Genomic DNA, 20,450 nt, shown 5'->3' on the forward strand with positions numbered 1-20,450 from the left:
TTATAAGTTCCAGTTTAAATTATAGTATATAATCAAATGACACCAAGAGAAAAAATATTTAATTCAGCACAGAGAATTGTCGTCAAAGTCGGTAGCCGCCTACTCGTAGATGAAAACGGAGTGCCTTCTGCTCAGAGGATCGATGATCTCGTAGAAGCTTTGCATAAACTTCGCGAGCTGGGAAAAGAAGTCATTTTAGTCAGCTCAGGCGCCATTGCTTCTGGAATGAGTTTATTGGGCATGACCCAGCGACCCAAACACCTCCCCGAATTACAGCTTTGTGCTGCAGCAGGACAAAGCCGACTCATGAGTTTTTATGAACAGGCTTGCGCTAAGCGCGATTTTCATTGTGCTCAACTTTTACTCATGGCCGATGACGTGCGCAATAGGCACCGTCATTTGAACCTCAGCAATTGCCTCAATGCCATGCTACGAAAAGGCGTCATGCCAATCATAAACGAAAACGACTCTTTGACCGTCAAAGAAATTCGCTTTGGTGAGAATGATGAATTAGCCGCCTTAGTCGGTATTATGTCAAAATCGGAACTCACTGTTTTAATGACCTCTATCAACGGCTTACACACTTTAGACAAAGATGGCAAGCCTGACAAACGCATCTCGATAGTCGAAGAAATGAATGATGAGATTCGCGAACTTGCTGGAGGAACTGATGGCAATCAACTTTCTACTGGTGGTATGCACACAAAACTCAATGCCGCCACCATGCTCAACCAAGTGGGTGAAAGCTTGTGGATTATCGATGGCCAAGACTTCAGTTCTCTTGAAGACTTAGCCGAAGGCAAAGATATCGGCACCCTATTCCCGGCGAGCCAAGACAAAATGTCGGCTTCTAAACGTTGGCTCGGTTTCTTCCCAGAAACTCAAGGCAGTATTGTTGTCGACTCTGGTGCTGAAGAGGCCTTATGCTACAGAGGAAAAAGCTTATTACCTGGTGGACTTATCAGTATCTGCGGTGACTTTATCAAAGGCGATATCGTCGACATTCTCAATACACAAGGAACCGTCATCGCTCGCGGACAAAGTAATTATAACAACAGCGAACTTAACAAAATTAAAGGTTGTCAATCGTCAGATATCGACCAAATCCTTGGTGGCAGTGCTAATTATGCATCCGCAATTCACCGAGATAATTTAGTGATTTTAAAAGAGGAAACTCAATAATGAATTATGCAGAAGAATTAGAAATCATGGGCAAGAGAGCTAAAAAAGCCTCTCTCGCACTCTCCATCTTAAGTTGTCGTGTTAAAAACCGTGCCCTCGAAGCTATGGGCGCAGCTCTTGAAGAACACACAGAAGAAATTTTAAAAGCTAACGAAATCGACTTACAAAATGGCCGTGACGCAGGCATGAGTGAATCTTTACTCGATCGCCTTAAACTCACACCAGAACGCGTGCAAGATATTGCCAAAGGTCTCATTGGCGTTGCCTCTCTGACTGACCCTGTCGGAAGAATCGAATCGACTTTTCACCGCCCCAATGGTTTAGTGATCGAAAAGATCAAAGTACCCATCGGCGTTATCGGTATCATTTACGAAGCGCGCCCCAATGTAACGGCAGACGCAGCAGGCCTCTGTTTAAAATCTGGCAATGCCTCAATCTTACGCGGTGGCCGCGAAGCTCTCAGTTCAAGCAAGGCTATCGTTAAAGTTCTTTATGATGCAGGTGTTGAAAGCGGTTTACCAGAATACTTCATGCAAGTTATTCCTTGGACGGATCGCGAAGCGGTCAACATTATGCTTAAGCTTAATAAATACATTCACCTCATCATCCCTCGCGGTGGTGAAGGCCTTATTGAAGCCGTTATGCGCGAAAGCACGATTCCAGTCATCAAGAACTACAAAGGCGTTTGTCACGTCTACGTAGATAAAGAAGCTGACCTCGACCTTGCGGTTGATATTGTTGTGAATTCAAAATGCCAGAGACCAAGCGTCTGTAACTCTGCTGAAGGCGTCATTGTTCATGCGGATATCGCAAAAGAATTTATCCCCAAAGTTTACGCTGCTCTCAATGACGCCAATTGCGAAGTTCGCGCAGATGAAGCATTTCGTCAACTAGCTCCAGAAGCTACCGCTATCCAACAGAGTGATCGTGGTGAAGAGTTCTTGGATTACATCATTGCCGGCACAGTCGTTGAGTCACTCGACGAAGCGATTGACTACATCAATGAATATAGCTCAGGTCACAGTGAGTCCATTGTAAGTACAAACAAAGAATCTTGCCGTCGTTTCCAAATGGAAATTGACTCTGCAGCCGTATACTCAAATTCCTCGACTCGTTTCACTGATGGTGCTGAATTTGGCATGGGCGCTGAAATCGGAATTAGTACTGATAAACTTCACGCTCGTGGCCCCATGGGCTTAGAAGAACTCACGACTTATAAATACATCATTAATGGTACTGGACAGCTCAAAGGCTAATGCCCAAGATCAAAAAAAAGCGTGCCGATCAATTATTGATTGAACAAGGCTTAGTAGAATCAGCTGAAGAAGCAAAAAAACTGATTCTCCTTGGTCTTGTCCGCTCGCGTGCCGATCACATTGTCCGCAAGACCACAGAGACCTACCCTGTAGACTCTGAAATGAGTGTCGATCGTCCTTCTCCCTATGTGAGTCGCGGAGCCTTCAAACTTAAAACATCACTCAAGAAATTCGCCCCTGACCTCACTGAAAAAGTCGGCATGGATGTAGGTGCTTCAACCGGAGGCTTTACTGACTTGATGTTGAGCTTTGGTGCAAAACGCGTCTACACAATTGACTCGGGAACCAATCAACTGCACTATAAATTGCGCAGTGATGAGCGCGTCATATGCCGCGAGAACTTCAACGCCAAAAACATTAGCGAAAAAGAGATTCCTGAAGAAGTAGATCTCATGACTTGTGATGTGTCTTTTATATCAGTCACTAGAATCCTTCACGCCGCAGCTAGCTGCTTGAAATCACAGGCCCTCGCCTTCATTTTGGTCAAACCACAATTTGAATTAAGCAAAGACTTAGTGGGAGACGGAGTTGTACGCGATAATGCTTTACGTCAACAGGCACTAAGCAAAGTTTGCGACTTCTGCAAAGATGAACTTAGTTGGGAGCTTATCGACCAAATCGACTCCCCCTTAGCTGGCCCCAAAGGAAATGTTGAATTTTTAGCCGTTTTTCAAGCCCCCTAAGTATAAACTAGATAGCTTTTCTATCTAAGATGAGCTAAGTTTGATTAATTTTTAAAATTCTTTTCTATTCGAGGCATTGATGGGCTTATCTCACTAGCTCCCCACTAATAAGGAAAGAAGTGATTATAATTGACTTGCAGAGTGGTGGATGGACTTTCTTTTTGATAGAACCTTATGGATAGTTAGCTTAAAAATGGGCTTTGAAATAGCCTTGCTTTCCATTGTCATTTATACCGTTTTACTTTTTATTAAAGGCACGCGAGCAGCACCCATCCTTGCCGGTGCAGCTTTCATCTTTCTAATCTCATGGTTGATCTCTGCTGTTTTAGACCTAGCTGTATTAGGCTGGATCACAGCTCAAATCTCAACTTTAGTTGCCTTTTTAGCCATCATCATTTTTCAACCAGAAATCCGTCGCGCCTTTGCCGAATTAGGCAAAGGTCGCCTAAAAAGCAGTAATCAGGCTCGCACAAAAGAAATCATCCAAATGATTAATGAGAGTGCTCACTACCTCGCAGAAAGAAAAATTGGCGCCCTCATTGCCATCGAAAGAAATATTGGCATGCGTTTTTTAATGGAATCTGGCGTACAAGTCGAAGCAGACTTAACGAAAGAACTTCTCTGTACAATTTTCTATCCCAACACTCCCCTTCACGATGGTGGCGTTGTTATTTCTGGAGATAAAATTAAAGCATCGGCTTGTTTCTTCCCTCTCTCTCAAGATGATGGCATCATTAAGAGTTTAGGCAGTCGTCACCGCGCAGGTGTAGGTGTTACGGAAGAAACGGATTGTGTTTGCATTATTGTTTCAGAAGAGACTGGCGGTATCTCGATTGCCTATCGAGGACGTTTGGCTCGTGGTGTTGATGAACAAAGGCTCTTACGTCACCTCAACAATTTCTTACTCAATTCAAGCGACAACAAAAACTTCAGTGTTTCCGATAATGTTGAACGCTTTAAGAAAGCTGTGACCCAAGCCGAGGAAAATGAAAATGAAGTCTAAACTCATCGTCAATTTATTCACCAATGACTTTCAGCGTAAGCTTATTGCTATTTTCTTTGCTTTACTCATTTGGTTTATAGTTAACGAAAGAATTAGTAAAGTTCAAACTTTTTCCGGTATACCCATTACTTTGGTGAATCCAAATAGTAATATCATTCTCTCAAAAACGAACCAACCAACTGCCAACATCATTTTGCGTGGCCCCAATAAAATCCTTCAGTCACTTGAGAGTAAAGACATCACTGTTCGGTTAACTATACCTGAAGGCGTACGCCCGGGCACCTTAAAACTTTTGCTCACCGAAGATGATATCACCATCCCTCACATGACGCAGATTGAAAATATTATCAGTCAGACAATCATTGTGGAAGTCGATGAAATGCGCGAAAAAGAAGTTCCCGTCCGCCTCCTCTTCAACAATGCTATCTCTGATAAATACAGACTCATCAATACGCCCACTATTGAGCCTAAAACAAAGCTGATCAATGGTCCAAGTCAACGTCTCGATTCAATCAACTACTTAACTACTAAACCCTTCCTCATCGATAGCTCAAGGGACAAAAGTTTTGTCAGCTCAGTTTCACTCAGCTTACCTTCTGGAATTAAAGCCGATTTTGATAAGGTCAAAGTAATTGTTGATATTGAAAGTGCCTCAAAACTCTTACCCATGCGTCGTCAAAAGCTCTCTGTTATGAGCCCCGGCCAAACCATTCAAGTTGATTTGCCTTTTGTGGACGCAGTCATTAGTGGGCCACCGACAACTATCGATAAACTTAAAGCTAACGAAGTTAAATTTTTCATTGAAAAAAGTGACGATGATAAACTTAAAGTTCACTTCTGGTGCCCGTACGATGAAGTCTACCTTCAATCAGTGATGCCAGAATACATCTCAAACCCCTGGATAAAGTAAATGGATTTAATTAACGCCATCAATCGCCGTCGAAGCGCACGCAAATTCCTCCCCCGCTCCCCTGAAAAGGATCAAATTCTTCCTATAATGGAAGCGGCTAGGTTTGCTCACTCAATAGCTAATCGTCAGGTTCTTCGCTACATGGTTTGTCTCAACAAAGCTAAAAGCCTTCGCATTAGTGATTTTGTTAATTTGAATACAACCCATCAAAACCTTCACGAAAATGAAGAAAATACTTCTGCGCCAGCCTACATCATTTGTGCGGGTCCAGAGGGCGAGAGCCCCAACCTTTACGCCGATGTGGGAACTGCTTTTCAAAACATGTCCTTAGCTGCCATGACAGAAAAACTCTCCATGTGCTTTGTCACTGAATTTGATTCAGCACAAATCACTAAAGAATTTGAACTCCCCCCAGGTTTTAAGATCCTCGCCATATTTGCCATAGGTACTGCCGCAGAGAGTTCAGTTGCCTACAACGCAGAAAGTCTTCCTGAGCACATTGAAAACGCATCAGATTCACGTATCATTCAAATTCCAAAACTAAGAGCTTCACAAATAACGACTTGGATTGAATAATGTTTGATACACACTTCCACCTCGACCCCGAGGATAATGCAGAAGAGATTTATAAAAATGCTCGTTCTGCAGGAGTAGAATATATGACCCTGATTGGTTGTGACCCCGAATCCTGCGACCGTGCAATCAACACCGCTGCCAAATTTGAAAACATGTTTTTTTCCGCAGGCGTACACCCTTTATATGTAAAAGACTTCCAGGGTGAAACCTCAGATTTTGATCATTATTACAAGAATGAGAACAACGTCGCAGTTGGTGAGATCGGCTTAGATTTTTATTATGATAAAGATGAAGCCATTCAAAAAAGACAGATCACTATTTTTGAAAGCTTCCTCAATAAATCGCGTGAATTACAGAAACCCGCTATTATCCATAGCCGCGAAGCTTTTCCCGAAACTCTTTCATGTATAAACAACACCCTTGAGGGTAAACAAGATTTTATCTTACACTGCTATACAGGCGATGAAAATTGGGTAAGTGGATTTCTTGACGCAGGTGGCTACATATCTTATTCGGGGATTGTGACCTTTAAAAATGCAGACTCATTGAGGAAAAGCTTAGAGAAAGTTCCACTCGATCGTATCCTTATCGAAACTGACTCCCCCTACCTCGCTCCTGTACCCATGAGAGGCAAGAGAAACCAACCTGCTTACGTCGTTCATGTTAGAGATAAAATCGCTCAACTACTTTCTATGGATCTTGAGGAATTGACCAAATTAACCACTCAAAATGCTAAAAGAGTTTTCAAGTTAAGCTAAATAAAGTAATAAGTTAAATTTTGACTTATTTTTTGAAATCACTGACTTTTACCACATATTAGACTTAGTTATTAAAAATATTAAGGAAATGACTGATGTTAGACACGAGCAAAACTGATATTACCCTTGGCCATGAAGTAGAAGCCTACTTAGCTAGCAAGGGACAATCAACGCCACTAGTTAAGAGTGACCTCGGTGCTAAACAAAAAATTCAGAAAATCGAATCTCTCTTCGGAGAAATCATGGAGACTCTCGGCTTAGACCTAAAAGACGACAGCCTCATGGATAGCCCTAGTCGCGTTGCTAAAATGTATGTAAATGAAATATTTTGGGGACTCAACCCCGATAATTTCCCCAAGTGTACGGCAATTGAAAACAAAATGGCCTACGACGAAATGGTTACGGTTTCTGACATTAAAGTCATGTCCAACTGTGAGCACCACTTTGTGGTGATCGATGGATTCGCACATGTTTCCTATATACCTAACAAAAAAGTTATTGGTCTTAGCAAAATCAATCGTATTGTAGATTATTTTAGCCGTAGACCTCAAGTTCAAGAACGTTTAACTCATCAAATTTTCCACACTCTTTGCTACATCCTCGACACCCAAGATGTAGCAGTAGTTATCGATGCAACCCACTACTGTGTAAAATCTCGTGGCATACAAGATGCGAGCTCTAGAACCTCGACTTCAAAAATTGGTGGTCAGTTCAAGCGCAACCCTGCGACTCGTGCCGAATTTTTCTCACAAATAAATAACAAGTAATTATGTATCGTTCAACTAAGAGCTTCTTTTACCTACCCTGTGCCCATAGACAGTGGCGTGACGATGGCGACTGCCAACTCGTACACGGCTATGATAGATCTATTCACTTTACTTTTGAGTCCGATGGACTCGATGACAAATGCTGGGTCATGGACTTTGGTGGACTCAAACACATCAAAGCCTGGCTTGAAGATAAGTTTGACCACACTCTTCTCATTAATGAAGATGATCCTGAAATGGCTTTCTTTGAAGAAATGGATCGCAAAGGTCTTTGTCGTTTACGCGTCCTCCCCAATATTGGTATGGAAGGTTCAGCTAAATACATTTTTGATTATGTGGATCCTTGGGTACAAGAACAGACTGATGGTCGCGTTAGAGTTTTCTCGGTGGAATGCCGTGAAAACGAAAAGAACTCCGCCATCTATTACCGAGATTAATCAACTCGAACTTGCTTGAGCTCATAAGCCATATAGGCACTTCTCATCAACATAAAAAGACTCATACTCAGCCATAAGCCATGATTATTCCAAGTCCAAAAAATAAAGAGACAAGGAAGATAGATGAATAGCGAACAGCGAATCATAATCTTCCTCATTTCTTTGGCTTTGGCCAAACCAATAAAGATTCCATCAATAATAAAGGCGACTGGATTAAGCAGGCACGCCAACATCAGCCAAGGCATGTATTTTATCGCTTCATCTAATACGGATTCTTGAGACGTAAAAACCGAAAGAATGACTTTTCCAAATAAGAATAAGACAAGCAGAAAAACCAATCCACTCCCCAGTCCCCAGTTGAAAGACAATTTATATAGTGACTTAAGCCCACTAAAATCTTTCTTACCATAAAACTTCCCACACAAGCTCTCTGTTGCAAAAGCATAACCATCCACTACATATGCCAAACAAGCGGCCAAACTTAATAAAATGGCATTGGCGCCTAAAGTAACAGTTCCAAATCTTTCGCTGATAAATGTAAAAGACGAAACGACTGCTAGTAAAAAGCCGGTGCGAATAAATAAGTCTCGGTTCAGACTCAAAAAAGCCTTCATTTCATTCCAACGAAAGACTTCGGACCAATTAATTTTCGGCCATGCTTTAAAGTATTTCTTAGCTAAAACCAAGCTCAAAATCAAGGTTAAGTATTGCGCAATCAAGGTTCCCCAAGCAACACCTGCCACATCCATGTTTTTATAACGCACCAAGTAAATACTTATGGCAATATTGATTAAGTTCCCGAGATAAGTTAAAACTAAGGGGTACCAAGAATTCTGCTTACCTAAAAACCAGCCGTGAAATACGTAGAGCGTTAAAGTTGCGGGAGCCGCAAAAATCCTGATATCAAAATATGTCTTTGCGTACTTCGCAAGTTCGAAATCTAAGTCGAGGAGGTGGAAGGCGAACTGAGCTAGAGGATACTGCAGTATGAGAATTAGAAATGATAATGCTAAGGCACTCACCAAAGCTCGTAAAAACACCAGCTCTTCGCCTTCTCCACGACCATGAGCTTGAGCGGTAAGGCCCGTGGTTCCCATGCGTAAAAAACCAAAGCTCCAATAGAGACAGGTGAAGATTTGCCCCGAGATGGCAACTGCACCTAACATGACGGGATCTGGCATATGCCCCATCAAGGCCGTATCAGTCAAACTGAGTGCAGGAACAGCTAAATTGCTCAGCACATTGGGTATGGCTAAGCGTAAAAAATCTTTATTTAATGGCATTTATTAGGCGAGAGCGCGAACCTTCAGAGTAATTTTCCCCTCTTCACTATCGACCAAAACTTCATGTCCTTCAGAAAGTTTTTCTTCAAGAATCAAATCGGTGAGCTGGTGCTTAATTTTATTATCAATTAATCTCGTCAAAGGACGTGCTCCCATCACTGGATCAAAGCCTTTCTGGGCTAACCATTTTTTAGCGCGATTACTCACTTTCATACGAATCTTTTTCGCTTTCAATTTTTGTTCGAGAGTTGCAAGGAATTTATCGACAACCTTGAGCATGAGTTCTTGCGTTAATGGATTGAAACGAACAATACCATCTAAGCGGTTTCTAAATTCTGGCGTGAAGTATTTTTCAACGGCCGCATCACTCGCATTGAGATTTTCAAGATTCTCAAAACCAATCACTTTCGCAGAGGACTCGCGAGCTCCTACATTAGACGTCATAATAATAATCACATTGCGGAAATCGGCTTCGTGACCATTGTTATCAGTTAGCTTGCCGTGATCCATAACCTGTAATAGGATATTATAGATTTCTTGGTGAGCTTTCTCGATTTCATCGAGTAAAACTAAGCTATAAGGATTTTTAGTCACTGCATCAGTAAGTAAACCACCTTGCTCAAAGCCAACGTAACCGGGAGGCGAACCAATGAGTCGCGATATACTATGTTTTTCACTGTATTCACTCATATCAAAACGTAAGAATTTCACACCTAAAAGGCTCGACAATTGCTTGGCCAATTCCGTTTTACCCACACCCGTAGGTCCGGTAAACAAGAAGGAACCATAAGGTTTATCTTCATCACCCAAACCTGAACGTGCTGTTTTTACAGCTTTAACCACGGCTTCAACGGCTTTATCTTGGCCATACACAAGCTTTTTCAAATCATCCGCTAAACTAATTAGTTTTTGCTTATCATTACTATTAATCTTAGCTGAAGGAATCATCGCCATAGCAGCAATCACTTCTTCAATAACAGTCTTATTCACCGTCTTTCTCTTTTGTGAGGCCGGACGCAAAGCCAAAGAAGCTCCTGCTTCATCCAGTACATCAATCGCTTTATCAGGTAAAAAACGGTCATTAATAAAACGATTGGCGAGCTCAGCTGCCGATTGTAAAGCACTAATGGGGTACTGAACTTCGTGGTGTTTTTCGTAGTAAGATTTTATCCCTTTGAGGATAGAGACTGTTTCACTAACACTCGGTTCTTTCACATCAATTTTTTGGAAACGACGAGCGAGGGCACGATCTTTTAATATATGATTTTTGAATTCACCATAAGTCGTGGCACCAATACAGCGAATTTCACCACTGGACAAGGCTGGCTTAAGGAGATTGGAGGCATCCATCGTTCCACCGCTCGTTGAACCCGCACCTACAATTGTATGCAATTCATCAATGAATAAAATAGCTCCATCACGGGCTTTTAAGTCACTGACAAGGTTTTTTAAACGCTCTTCAAAATCACCGCGAAACTTGGTGCCCGCCACAAGAGATCCAAGATCTAAAGCAAAAATTTGCGCATTGCGCAAACGCTCAGGAATTTTTCCTGAACAAATCAACTGAGCCAAGCCTTCGACAACAGCGGTTTTGCCCACACCTGGTTCACCCACTAAAATGGGATTGTTTTTACGACGACGACAAAGAGTTTGCACCACGCGCTTGAGTTCAGTTTTTCGTCCAATGATTGAATCGAGCTCACCATTCTTGGCTCGCTCAGTTAAGTTTACTGTATAGCGATCGAGCATACTGCCTTTAGCAGGTTCCGTTTCACCAAAAATATCTTCAAAATCATCATCCTCATCTTCATCTTCATAGAGGAGGTCCCCCTCTTCTTCTGAATCGCCACCATGAGAAAGGTAGGTAACAATATCAAAACGATCAATATCTTGGTTTTGTAAGAAAAAGACTGCGTGGGAATCCTCTTCACTAAAGAGTGCCACTAAAATGTGAATACCACTAATAGTCTCAATCTCAGATGAAATTGCGTGATCTGAAGCTCGCTTAATCACTCTTTGTAAAGCAAGGGATTCATCGGGAAGATAATCATCATCTCCCGGAAGATCCGGTAATTCATTTTCAAAGTACTCTAGGAGGTCGGCTCTTAAACGATTAATATCTGCGCCACAAACTTCTAAGACATTGCGAGATTCCGGATCGTGAACTAGCGCAAAAAGGATATGTTCAGGCAGCACAAATTCGTGGCGATATTGCTGAGCTGTTTTAAAGGCTAGCATGAAGGTGATTTGAAATTCTTTACTATACATAATTCTCTCTTTGTTCTTACGCTAAAATATCTTCCAAAATTTAAGAAAACGTAGTTTTTATTCTTTTTGCATGGTACACAATAAGGGATGGCCCTCTTGTTTGGCCATGCTCATGGCTTTATCGACTTTATTTTCGGCAATTTCCTTGGGATAAATCCCACAAATTGCTTTTCCTTTGACATGCACTGTCAGCATCAATTGAGCTGCCTCATCTTCCGTTTTATGAAATACAGACATAATGAGGTAAACGACAAAATCCATCGGAGTATAATCGTCGTTGTGCAAAATCACTTTAAACCGGCTTGGGCGCTTAACTTTGCGCTTTTCTAATAAAGCCGCGTCCCCTTCAATTGAAATCTTTTCTGACATATCCACTTCACAATTTTTACATTCAATATAATATGGAGCTTAATACCCTTTTGACTAATTTTTTAAGCCGACAAAAAACATGAATTTATATCATTTTGCTCAGAACATTCTCGAATCACCAGATATCGAAGAAAAACTTCGTCATCCTGGCAAAATTGATTATTCTCCTAGCACAGAAGTTTTTACTCTGCAATTGAGCCCACAACGCTCCTCTGCTTATGCTTTTGGCAAGAAAGAAAGTAAAAAACTGCAATTAGGAGAACTGAACTCAGAGCGCGACCGTGGCTTACTACTACTCATGTTCATGAATCACGAACTGCTCGCCATTGAACTTATGGCTCAAGCCATTCTCAAATTTCACCACTCAGTACCCGAAGCTTTTCTTCGTGGGCTCGTACAAACGATCATTGATGAACAAAAACATTGCCGGCTTTACCTCAAACGCCTCCAAGAACTCAATTGCCAAGCGGGTGATTTGCCTCTAAGTAGTTTTTTCTGGGATTGTCTCTCGCAAGTTGAATCTCCTCAAGCTTATTTGGCCGGCATGAGTTTAACCCTGGAGCAAGCCAACCTCGACTTCACCCATCATTACCGCGATGTGTTTGCTGCTGTTGGCGATCAAAAGACTGCCGATATTTTGAAAGTGGTTTACGAAGACGAAATCCGTCACGTCCAATTCGGTGTCGATTGGATGAACAAATGGAATCATGACTCTAGTTTTTGGGATTATTATCTTCACCACCTTCCTGCATCACTGGATCCCAATCGTGCAAAATCTACTGTCTACTTTGACATGAAAGGTCGACTAGCCGCCAAGATGGATCAAGACACCATTTTACAGTTCAAACTCCATAGCAGTAGCCGTGGCAGAAGCCCTAACATCTGGCTTTTTAATCCTGCCGCAGAACTCGAATCTCACAAAATCTCCGCACCAAAAAGTTACTCCACCATACAACAGGACTTAGCCCCCCTGCTCATCCCTCTCTGTAAGAAAGATGACATCCTCCTCACCTCACACCCCATTGACTTAAAGACTCTTGATACTTTTTATAACTTGACCTTTTCTTTGCCCGAAAATTACACTCATGCTGATACGGTAAAACTCTTAGATAGACATAAGCCAGGACAAATTAAAGCTTGGGGTAAAAGCCCTGTAATTGAAAGGCAGACGCAAGCTATTAGAAAAAAACAATCTCAGAGTTTTAAAACTAAAAACTGGGATGAGCAATGGAAACAACTCTATTCAAAAGCTTATCAAGCTGCAGTGCACTCAAAACTCAAATCAGAATCCACTGCTCTTGATCTACAGGAAGCACAAGTTTTCTCAAGCCTAGATGAACTGCTTTCAAGTATGAAGCGTAATGACCTTATGCTCAAAAGTCCTTTAGCAAGTACGGGCCGAGGTTGCCGACGAGTGCACCTCAATAAACTTGAAGAAGACGACCTAAGATGGATCCAAGGGGCCATTAAACGCCAAGGAAAAATTTTAGCGGAAACCCACCGCGAGAGAATATACGATTTTTCAGCTCAATACGAAATCACTCGAGAGGGCAAACTTAAATTTCACGGCCTCACAGAAATTGAAACCAAAGCTTTTGCGAATAGCGCAAATACTTGTGGTCCCTTTCATTCAAAATGGCCCCCAGACATCAAAAAATTTGTTTTTCAGCAAGGTAAAAATATCATCAAGGAGGGATTTGAACTCGTCGCACAAAAATGGGCTCAGATCATGTTAGAGATCAAGTTCACGGGACCATTTGCTCTCGATGGCTTCATCTGGCAAGACAAGGATCAATTTTACTTTCGTCCCATTTGTGAACTCAATCCTCGTTTAAGCATGGGACGAATTGCTCTAGAACTCAACCGTCCCTGCCAATCAGGATCATTGACCAAACTGAGTATTGGCGGGAAAGATTCTTTGCAAGAAGCTAGCGGAGGATTTAGTTTGAATAAACAAGGGAAAATCACCTCCGCTGACCTCGTCCTCAACCCCGATGCTCAACAATTCTTCGCGCGTTTCCAAATCCTCTAGACACAAAAAAAGCCCGGTATAAACCGAGCTTTTTGTATCTCAATAAGTTTAAAACTTACTTAAGATCGCAAGTAACTTCTTCTTTAATCTCAACACCGTCTTCGATGATGTCGATGATTCTTTGGTACTCGTCAGAGATTGGGCAACCACATGCGTGATCTTGTGTAGCGTGAAGTCTTGCTTGTTCCATGTGCCACTGGGCAACTTTAAGGTGTTGGTCAACGTTCATAGTGTTTTCCTTGTTTTATCTATGTTAGGTTTAGTATTTTACTAAGTTTTAGTAATTTTTCTATATTAAATAAGGCTTTTTTTAACTTAAATAGATTGTTTTGTTAGATTTTGTTTACTTGAGCTTAACCGAGCTCGTGTTCTAATCGACGAACCTCTTCTTTGAGGCGATCTAAAATACGACGTTTGGATAAGTAAACACTATTAACTGTCATCCCTAATTTCTTAGCAATTTCATCAGGAGCAACACCTTTACTATGCATTAAGAAACTTTCGATTGTATGAGCTTTAAACTCTCCCTTAATACGTTCCAAAGCCATATTGGCAATGTAGTTTCTCCATTCGCCATCCACTGCTTTTCTAAGCTCTGATTCTTCAATCTCTGGACTGAGTTCAAGAAGAGCTGCATTACGCTTTTCATAGGCTTGTTGAGCACGGACAAAATCAATCATTTCATTGCGAGAAACGCGATAAAGCCAGTAACGAAACTTACCTCGACCAGGATTGTACTTAAAGCGGGCAATTTTCTCCCAAACTTTAATCATTACACGCTGTACAACTTCTTCGCAATCATGGTGATTGAGACCATTATTGCGAAGCGCTATGTAAATGAAGCGCCTGTAAGCATCTGAAAAATCTTCCCAACTGCTTGCTGTCGTATTATCATTCTGAATTCTTTCAATTAAACTTTCCCTCGTTTTATAAGGGTCATTTCCAGAATGCTTATTCACAACCTAGCCCTCTGCGCTAATCTCTGTCAAGCCGCCCATATAGGGTACGAGAACATCTGGAACTTCGATTGAACCATCAGCTCTTTGGTAAGTTTCCATGAGCGCGACAATACAGCGAGGAAGTGCTAAACCAGAACCATTGAGTGTGTGGAGAAGCTTAGCTTTTTTCTCTGTCTCTTCTTTGTAGCGAATCTTACAACGACGTGATTGGAAGTCTTCAAAGTTCGAGCAAGAAGAAACCTCTAAGTAACGCTCGGTTCCTGGTGCCCATACTTCGATATCGTAGCATCGTGCCGCAGAAAAACCTAAATCACCAGAGCAAAGCTCAATTACTCTATAGTGAAGACCGAGTTGCTGAAGCAAGTGCTCCGCATCAGCTAATAACATTTCTAATTCAGTGTAAGACGTTGAAGGTTCAACAAACTTTACCATCTCTACTTTTGAGAATTGGTGGACTCGTAAAATACCTCTTGAATCTTTACCTGCTGCACCAGCTTCTCTACGGAAACAAGGCGTGTAAGCTGTGTAGGCAATCGGTAGCTCTTTCGCATCGAGAATTTCGTCTGCATGAATATTTGTAACGGGAACTTCAGCCGTCGGAACTAGATAGAGGTTGTCTTCTGGTGCGTGATAAATTTCTTCCGCAAACTTAGGCAATTGTCCCGTACCCGTCATCGCTTTAGGATTTACTACGAAAGGTACCCAAGCCTCTTTATAGCCATTCTCTGTATTTTGATCTAAGAAAAAGTTAATGAGGGCACGTTCTAAACGAGCGCCTGCTCCTTTCCAAAGGTAGAAACCAGAACCTGAAATTTTTGCAGCACGAGGTAAATCTAAAATATCTAAATTTTGCCCCAAGTCCCAGTGAGCTTGTGGAGCAAAATCAAATTCAGGTTTTGTTCCCCAGCGACGAACTTCAGGGTTATCTTCTTCAGTCAAACCAACAGGAGTAAATTCTGATGGTGGATTCGGAAGTGATAAAAGTTTGGCATTAACTTGGCTAGAGAGTTCGGCTGCTTTGGCATCGAGCTCTTTGATTTGATCACCTAAGCTGCGAACGGCTTCCATTGCGGAACTCGCATCTTCGCCATTCTTTTTCATGATACCGATTTGCTTAGATGCTGTATTGCGCTGAGATTTGAGCTCTTCAACTTTCACTGTGCTTTCACGCCACTCAGTATCCCACGCAAGGATTTCGTTAACATCTACTTCTAGGCCGCGATCAGCCCATTTTTTCTTAAAGAAATCTGCATCTTCTCTAAATTTCTTGATATCAATCATGCCATTAGGTCTCGTATATTTTGTAAAATCTCACTAAAATAAACCGCTCTATACAAAAACCTATCAGTTTTCGCTCTTTTTAAGTGAATTTTATAGGGAGACTTGAGCAGAAAAGAATCAGACTCTAAACCTACTCAATACAAATGCCTATTTGAAATACTTCCCTAGGATTTCATCAGCTCGTTTTGCCACATCAGGATCCTCTTCCAAAACGGGTGCATGGTGCCTTTTAATTCGAGCGTCAATAATCATCGGAGCCTCACAAGCCCAGTGCTTATCCACTACGTCTGAGTTTAAGCCATAAATATCTGCGGCTGGATCAGAACGCGTAAAAGTTAGCCATAGGAAATTGCTGATTGATTCAGCACAAAATTCAGCTTCTTCTGTAAGGATCACCATTGCGATTCCTTCCCCTGCTATTAACTCACGCGAAAGTCTTTCGCCCTCTTCTCGAGCTTGTTCACGACTCTGCCATTTACCGATATCTAAAGCCACAACTCCATCCATCACTAAATGAGCTTGTCCTTCAAAGGGACTCTTAAAATCGGAAGGGATTGTTGTGGATAAAGTACGTTTACGATTACCGCAAGCAATAGCAACTAATTTTGACCCCTTATTAAGTTCAGTACTTGAGTAATCTAGAGTATCCATGGTCGTGCATGTATGGAAATGTAGATCTCGAGAGAAATCTAAGCGTTCGAGTGCGTACTTAAAAAACTTTTCATAGTTATGAACGTGAGGTGCCACTTCATCTCCATCTCCTAAAAGAAAAAGGTATTTAGCTAATGAAAGCTGACCTTTGCCTAAAATAGCATGGGCAATTGTATGCAACTCATAGGGCTCCCCATCATCACAATAAGGTAAATAACGATCTTCCGCTGTAGCTAATAGCAAAGGATGAACTCCTGCCTCATCCACCGCATTGAGCTCGCGCAAGCCTGGCAATTCAGATGGTAAGACTTCTCCCGTCAGATGGTGAATGACATCTCCAAAAGAGGTGTCTTCCTGTGGGGGACGTCCCACAACTGTAAAGGGCCAAATTGCGTCTTTGCGGTGAAAGACTTTTTCAATCTTCATGTAAGGCAAATTATGAGTTAAGCTGTAGTAACCCAAGTGATCACCAAATGGGCCTTCTGGCTTCAAGTCATCTTCGTCGACGGTACCTAAAATACAAAAGTCTGCTTCAGCAGCAACTGTCCAATCTTTGTACTTGGAATAGCGCCAGCGGCGTCCTTGTAATAAGCCAGAGAATACAACTTCGGGCAAGCCTTCCGGCAAGGGCATCACAGCTGAAAAAGTCATTGAAGGTGGACCACCGACAAAAATTGCCACTCGAAAAGGTTTTTTAGCTTTCCTGTGAGCTTCGTGATGAACGCCTATGCCGCGATGAATCTGGTAATGCAGGCCGATCTCTTCGTCTTTTTTATAGTCATTTCCTGTAAGTTGAATACGGTACATGCCTAAGTTCGAGTTCATCGGCCCCGGCTTCTCAACCTCTTCGCTATAAACTTGTGGGAGAGTCACAAAGGAACCACCATCTTTCTCCCAGCAAACAATTTTTGGCAAATCACTAATTTTTGTTTCGCACTCCATTACAGGAGCCGATTTAACTTTTTTAGGTAAGGTATGAATCAACTCTTTTAAAAGGGGAAAAACTTTCCATGGACGCTTTTTTAAAGCATTTACTTTTTCTTTATCCGCTTTGTAGGAAAGCAATTCTTTCACTGTTGCACAACGCCCCTGAAAAATAGACTCTGTCTGCTCCACACTGGCGAACAAATTTGAGACGCAAGCGAATGGCGTCCCTTTAACTTTTTCAAATAACACTGCCCCACCACCGCGTTCGTAAACACGTCGTTGAATGTAAGCCATTTCAAGGTTTGGGTCAACTTCTTCTTTGATGCGAATCAAGCGCCCTTCGCGATCGAGGCCTTCTACTAATTCCTTGGTACTTGTATACAACTTTTATCCCTATTGTTTTCGCAAACAATAGTCCATTTTCCTACCGTATAAATTTTTAAAGACAAAAAACCTCGAAAATTAGTAAATTTTCATATTGTATCCCCTTACAAAATGCTTAATTTTAATTAAATACTAATAATTAATTGTAAGTCTATGTCTAAACTGCTATTTAACCTCTCTTGTCCCCGCTGCGACACCGTAGTAAGGATTCAACATAAAAAGACTGATTACGAATGTTCACGTTGTCATTTCAAGATTTTTATAAATGACTCGCACAACCTATTAGAAGGCTACTCAAGTGGCAAATTCAAAGACCTCGAAGTCATTGAAAATTCTGTAAGTGAATTTGTCGATGGTACACGCAAAGAGGGTCTAAGCCTAACTTTTCACGAAATGATAGAAGAAGAAGTTCAAGAAGAGGACGTTGAACCTAGTTTTGGCAATATCGATGATATTGATGGTAAGTCTTCTCATACACAAGTGATTAACTTGAGTTTTGATCCCACGAAAGTTCTCGATGAATACACTGCAAAAAAGAATGCAAGCAAAAAAAAAATGAGTCTCAATCAAGCCATCGAAAATGCTAAGCATGCCAGAACAGAAGTTAGCAACTTCAATCGCTACCTGCTCATTGGAGGAATTGTTTTAGCTTTTATAATTATCCTCATCATATTTATTTTAGGTGCTAATTAAGGTCTAACTATGCCTCTTTGGAAACTTACCAAGCAGGCCGAACGTTTAACTTTATGCAATTATCGCATAAAGCCTGAGGCACTCGATCACCTTCTTCCCCAAGGAACTCGTGCCCGCATCCACAATGGTCGCGCATTTGGTGGAGTCACAATTAAAAACTATAATTGTCAAAAATACGATATCGCCGCTTATCTCATGGGTTTTCCCTACGAAATCATCTTACATAGTGTCGCAATTGAATGGGATGAAGGCAAAGAAATAAAGCATGGCTTGCTCATTTTAGCTCTACACAACTCCTCTCGCATGTCGGCTTTTTTATCCAAAAAACTTTACCCTGTCAAATGCAACTATGTTCAATTTGAGGCTGAGGAACACTTTTCATCTTATTTGTTTAAAGCTCACACCAAGCAACACGACGTCTACTTACATGCCGGCATGGAACCCCACTTTGCCGAAGAATCTTTTTTCTCCTCTGCACGCGAAGCAGGAAACTTCTTTCAGGAATCTCTCATCCACCAACATTCACTTAATCAAAAAAATGGTCGCTTCTTCCAATCCCTAGCTGAAGGTCAATGGACATGCCAAGCTTTGGATATCCGTGAATTTAGCTCGCAATTTTTTGAAGCCAACTTCGACCCCAAAGACATCGAAGTGGATCATGCGGTTATGATGCAAAAACTCGAACCTAGTTGGTGCGGTTCCGTGGGCGAAGAAAAAGAAGTCATTAGCTCATCTTTTGCCATGAATCAAAAAAGTGCTCGGAAAGCCACCAAGTCGTCACTTGGACTTAATAATTAAGACTCATTAGACTCCAAAGTTTAACCTCAAAAACGAGTAGCCGACACCCTTATTAACGACCAGAATTAGACTCAGATATCAGGGTCATTTTTTGCTTTTAATAATGTGGTGTTTTATATTCTCTGTACTTTGGAAAGGAGAAAGTTATGGCGCATAATCGTATTAAGGAAATTTGTGAAGATCAGGCCGTTTATTATCTTGTAACAAACCGCATTGCTGGTGGTCGCATGTTGTTCAAAGATTTTGAAAAACATAAATTCAAGGAACTACTTTTTGCGGGTTGCGCAAGACTTAGTTATCAGGTGATTGATTATGTTTTTATGGATAATCATTTTCATCTTTTGGTTAAGATTCCCCCTACTTCGAATATGGATGATGTGGAGCTTTTAAATCGCTATCGACTTCATAAGCAAAACGAAGAAGTCGAGTTTATTAGTTCTGAGCAGAAGGATGATTTCAGAGAACAAATTCACGATATTTCATTCATAATTGGCAATTTTGAGCAAAGGTTCGTTCAGTGGTTTAATAAGGAACATTCATCTTGGGGTCGTTTATTTGGTCAGAGGTTTGATTCAGAAATGATTGAAGTTTCCCCTCAATCAGATTCTTTGCTTCGGGTTATGGCTTACATCAGTTTGAATCCAGTTCGTGCTGGAATTGTCACTGATCCAAAAGATTTCTTTTTCTGTGGATATGCTGATCGCCTCGCTGGTGGAAGTGTTGGAGATTGTGATAATGACTTTTTTGACATCTTTTGTCGTGAAATTGAAGCTCATGACATCAGAGATAAGCGAACGCATTTTAGGGAGGTTTTTAGAGCTTATATGCTTGGCTTGCGACGTCATAAGAATGCTGATTCGCAAACCTTGGCTGAATTCTTTCGGGAGGTGAATTTATCTGAGGAATTAGCCTGGGATGATCTCTTCATTCACAAGTGTCGATTCTTCACCAAATGCCTAGTCATAGGGTCTGAGGCTTTTGTTCGGGAGAAGTTGGCCAAGTACTCCCAAAAAATGAAATGGAAGCGGATTCATGAGCCTTATACTGAAGATGAATGGAATGATATTTATTCACTCAAACCTCGTAGGCGATCGGGCTAAATTAACCCTCAACTTACTCCTATAAATTCGACTTAGTCAGGACGACCTCAAAATCGTCTTGATTGAGTCGTTT

The 20,450-nt window shown here is 41.5% G+C and carries 20 protein-coding genes; 13 read left to right on the forward strand and 7 right to left on the reverse strand.

The features are described 5' to 3' along the window. Nucleotides 1-36 precede the first annotated feature (36 nt). From proB to LNTAR_RS14670, 9 genes are all read left to right on the forward strand, one after another. The gene (gene proB / locus LNTAR_RS14630; protein ID WP_007279500.1) at nt 37-1,182 is read left to right on the forward strand and encodes a glutamate 5-kinase; all 1,146 of its coding nucleotides are present in this window, start codon (nt 37-39) and stop codon (nt 1,180-1,182) included. Beyond that, nucleotides 1,182-2,438: a glutamate-5-semialdehyde dehydrogenase gene (locus LNTAR_RS14635; protein WP_007279501.1), complete on the forward strand. Its 1,257-nt coding sequence runs from the start codon at nt 1,182-1,184 to the stop codon at nt 2,436-2,438. Before proB ends, LNTAR_RS14635 begins: the two co-directional genes overlap by 1 nt. Beyond that, nucleotides 2,438-3,181 carry a TlyA family RNA methyltransferase gene (locus LNTAR_RS14640; RefSeq protein WP_007279502.1) on the forward strand — a complete coding sequence of 248 codons (744 nt, stop codon included), beginning with the start codon at nt 2,438-2,440 and terminating at the stop codon, nt 3,179-3,181. The genes LNTAR_RS14635 and LNTAR_RS14640 overlap by 1 nt, the downstream gene beginning before the upstream one ends. Nucleotides 3,182-3,329: 148 nt before the next feature. Continuing rightward, a complete protein-coding gene (gene cdaA, locus LNTAR_RS14645) occupies nt 3,330-4,184 on the forward strand; it encodes a diadenylate cyclase CdaA (RefSeq protein WP_007279503.1) in 855 nt (284 codons plus the stop codon). Further along, on the forward strand, nt 4,174-5,094 hold the full coding sequence (locus tag LNTAR_RS14650; protein ID WP_007279504.1) for a CdaR family protein: 921 nt from the start codon (nt 4,174-4,176) through the stop codon (nt 5,092-5,094). Before cdaA ends, LNTAR_RS14650 begins: the two co-directional genes overlap by 11 nt. Beyond that, nucleotides 5,095-5,670, forward strand: a complete 576-nt coding sequence (locus LNTAR_RS14655; protein WP_007279505.1) for a nitroreductase family protein — start codon at nt 5,095-5,097, stop codon at nt 5,668-5,670. Then, nucleotides 5,670-6,428: a TatD family hydrolase gene (locus tag LNTAR_RS14660; RefSeq protein ID WP_007279506.1), complete on the forward strand. Its 759-nt coding sequence runs from the start codon at nt 5,670-5,672 to the stop codon at nt 6,426-6,428. Before LNTAR_RS14655 ends, LNTAR_RS14660 begins: the two co-directional genes overlap by 1 nt. Before the next feature lie 95 nt (nt 6,429-6,523). Beyond that, nucleotides 6,524-7,195 carry a GTP cyclohydrolase I FolE gene (gene folE, locus LNTAR_RS14665; RefSeq protein WP_007279507.1) on the forward strand — a complete coding sequence of 224 codons (672 nt, stop codon included), beginning with the start codon at nt 6,524-6,526 and terminating at the stop codon, nt 7,193-7,195. A 2-nt stretch (nt 7,196-7,197) separates the two neighbouring features. Further along, nucleotides 7,198-7,632 (forward strand): 6-pyruvoyl trahydropterin synthase family protein, encoded by a 435-nt coding sequence (locus LNTAR_RS14670; RefSeq protein ID WP_007279508.1) that lies wholly within the window; start codon nt 7,198-7,200, stop codon nt 7,630-7,632. Here the strand turns inward: LNTAR_RS14670 and LNTAR_RS14675 are convergent. The 3 genes from LNTAR_RS14675 to clpS are packed head-to-tail and all read right to left on the reverse strand — an operon-like array spanning nt 7,629 to nt 11,552. Continuing rightward, nucleotides 7,629-8,915 (reverse strand): MATE family efflux transporter, encoded by a 1,287-nt coding sequence (locus LNTAR_RS14675; RefSeq protein WP_007279509.1) that lies wholly within the window; start codon nt 8,913-8,915, stop codon nt 7,629-7,631. The genes LNTAR_RS14670 and LNTAR_RS14675 overlap by 4 nt on opposite strands. Before the next feature lie 3 nt (nt 8,916-8,918). Continuing rightward, a complete protein-coding gene (gene clpA, locus LNTAR_RS14680) occupies nt 8,919-11,183 on the reverse strand; it encodes an ATP-dependent Clp protease ATP-binding subunit ClpA (RefSeq protein ID WP_007279510.1) in 2,265 nt (754 codons plus the stop codon). A gap of 57 nt (nt 11,184-11,240) precedes the next feature. Beyond that, nucleotides 11,241-11,552 (reverse strand): ATP-dependent Clp protease adapter ClpS, encoded by a 312-nt coding sequence (clpS, locus tag LNTAR_RS14685; protein ID WP_007279511.1) that lies wholly within the window; start codon nt 11,550-11,552, stop codon nt 11,241-11,243. 79 nt (nt 11,553-11,631) lie between these two features. Between clpS and LNTAR_RS14690 the strand changes: the two genes are divergently transcribed. Continuing rightward, complete coding sequence (locus LNTAR_RS14690) at nt 11,632-13,584, forward strand: DUF455 family protein (protein ID WP_007279512.1); 1,953 nt, start codon at nt 11,632-11,634, stop codon at nt 13,582-13,584. Nucleotides 13,585-13,639: 55 nt separating this feature from the next. On the opposite strand, the gene LNTAR_RS27660 is transcribed toward LNTAR_RS14690, so the two are convergent. The 4 genes from LNTAR_RS27660 to LNTAR_RS14705 all read right to left on the reverse strand — a co-directional run bounded on the left by LNTAR_RS27660 (nt 13,640) and on the right by LNTAR_RS14705 (nt 17,786). Beyond that, entirely contained in the window at nt 13,640-13,813 is a 174-nt protein-coding gene (locus LNTAR_RS27660; RefSeq protein ID WP_007279513.1) for a hypothetical protein, read from the reverse strand. 124 nt (nt 13,814-13,937) lie between these two features. Next, nucleotides 13,938-14,543, reverse strand: a complete 606-nt coding sequence (locus LNTAR_RS14695) for an RNA polymerase sigma factor (protein ID WP_007279514.1) — start codon at nt 14,541-14,543, stop codon at nt 13,938-13,940. A 3-nt stretch (nt 14,544-14,546) separates the two neighbouring features. Further along, entirely contained in the window at nt 14,547-15,824 is a 1,278-nt protein-coding gene (gene serS / locus LNTAR_RS14700) for a serine--tRNA ligase (protein ID WP_007279515.1), read from the reverse strand. Between the two features lie 147 nt (nt 15,825-15,971). Further along, nucleotides 15,972-17,786: a UbiD family decarboxylase gene (locus LNTAR_RS14705; RefSeq protein ID WP_007279516.1), complete on the reverse strand. Its 1,815-nt coding sequence runs from the start codon at nt 17,784-17,786 to the stop codon at nt 15,972-15,974. A 153-nt stretch (nt 17,787-17,939) separates the two neighbouring features. On the opposite strand from LNTAR_RS14705, the gene LNTAR_RS14710 reads away from it, so the two are divergent. The 3 genes from LNTAR_RS14710 (at nt 17,940) to LNTAR_RS14720 (ending at nt 20,377) form a co-directional block, all read left to right on the forward strand. Beyond that, complete coding sequence (locus tag LNTAR_RS14710) at nt 17,940-18,479, forward strand: hypothetical protein (RefSeq protein ID WP_007279517.1); 540 nt, start codon at nt 17,940-17,942, stop codon at nt 18,477-18,479. Between the two features lie 9 nt (nt 18,480-18,488). Then, a complete protein-coding gene (locus LNTAR_RS14715; RefSeq protein WP_007279518.1) occupies nt 18,489-19,277 on the forward strand; it encodes a DUF2071 domain-containing protein in 789 nt (262 codons plus the stop codon). 146 nt (nt 19,278-19,423) lie between these two features. After that, complete coding sequence (locus LNTAR_RS14720) at nt 19,424-20,377, forward strand: transposase (protein ID WP_007279519.1); 954 nt, start codon at nt 19,424-19,426, stop codon at nt 20,375-20,377. The last annotated feature ends 73 nt before the right edge of the window (nt 20,378-20,450 follow it).

It is taken from the genome of Lentisphaera araneosa HTCC2155 (assembly GCF_000170755.1).
Taxonomy (GTDB): domain Bacteria; phylum Verrucomicrobiota; class Lentisphaeria; order Lentisphaerales; family Lentisphaeraceae; genus Lentisphaera; species Lentisphaera araneosa.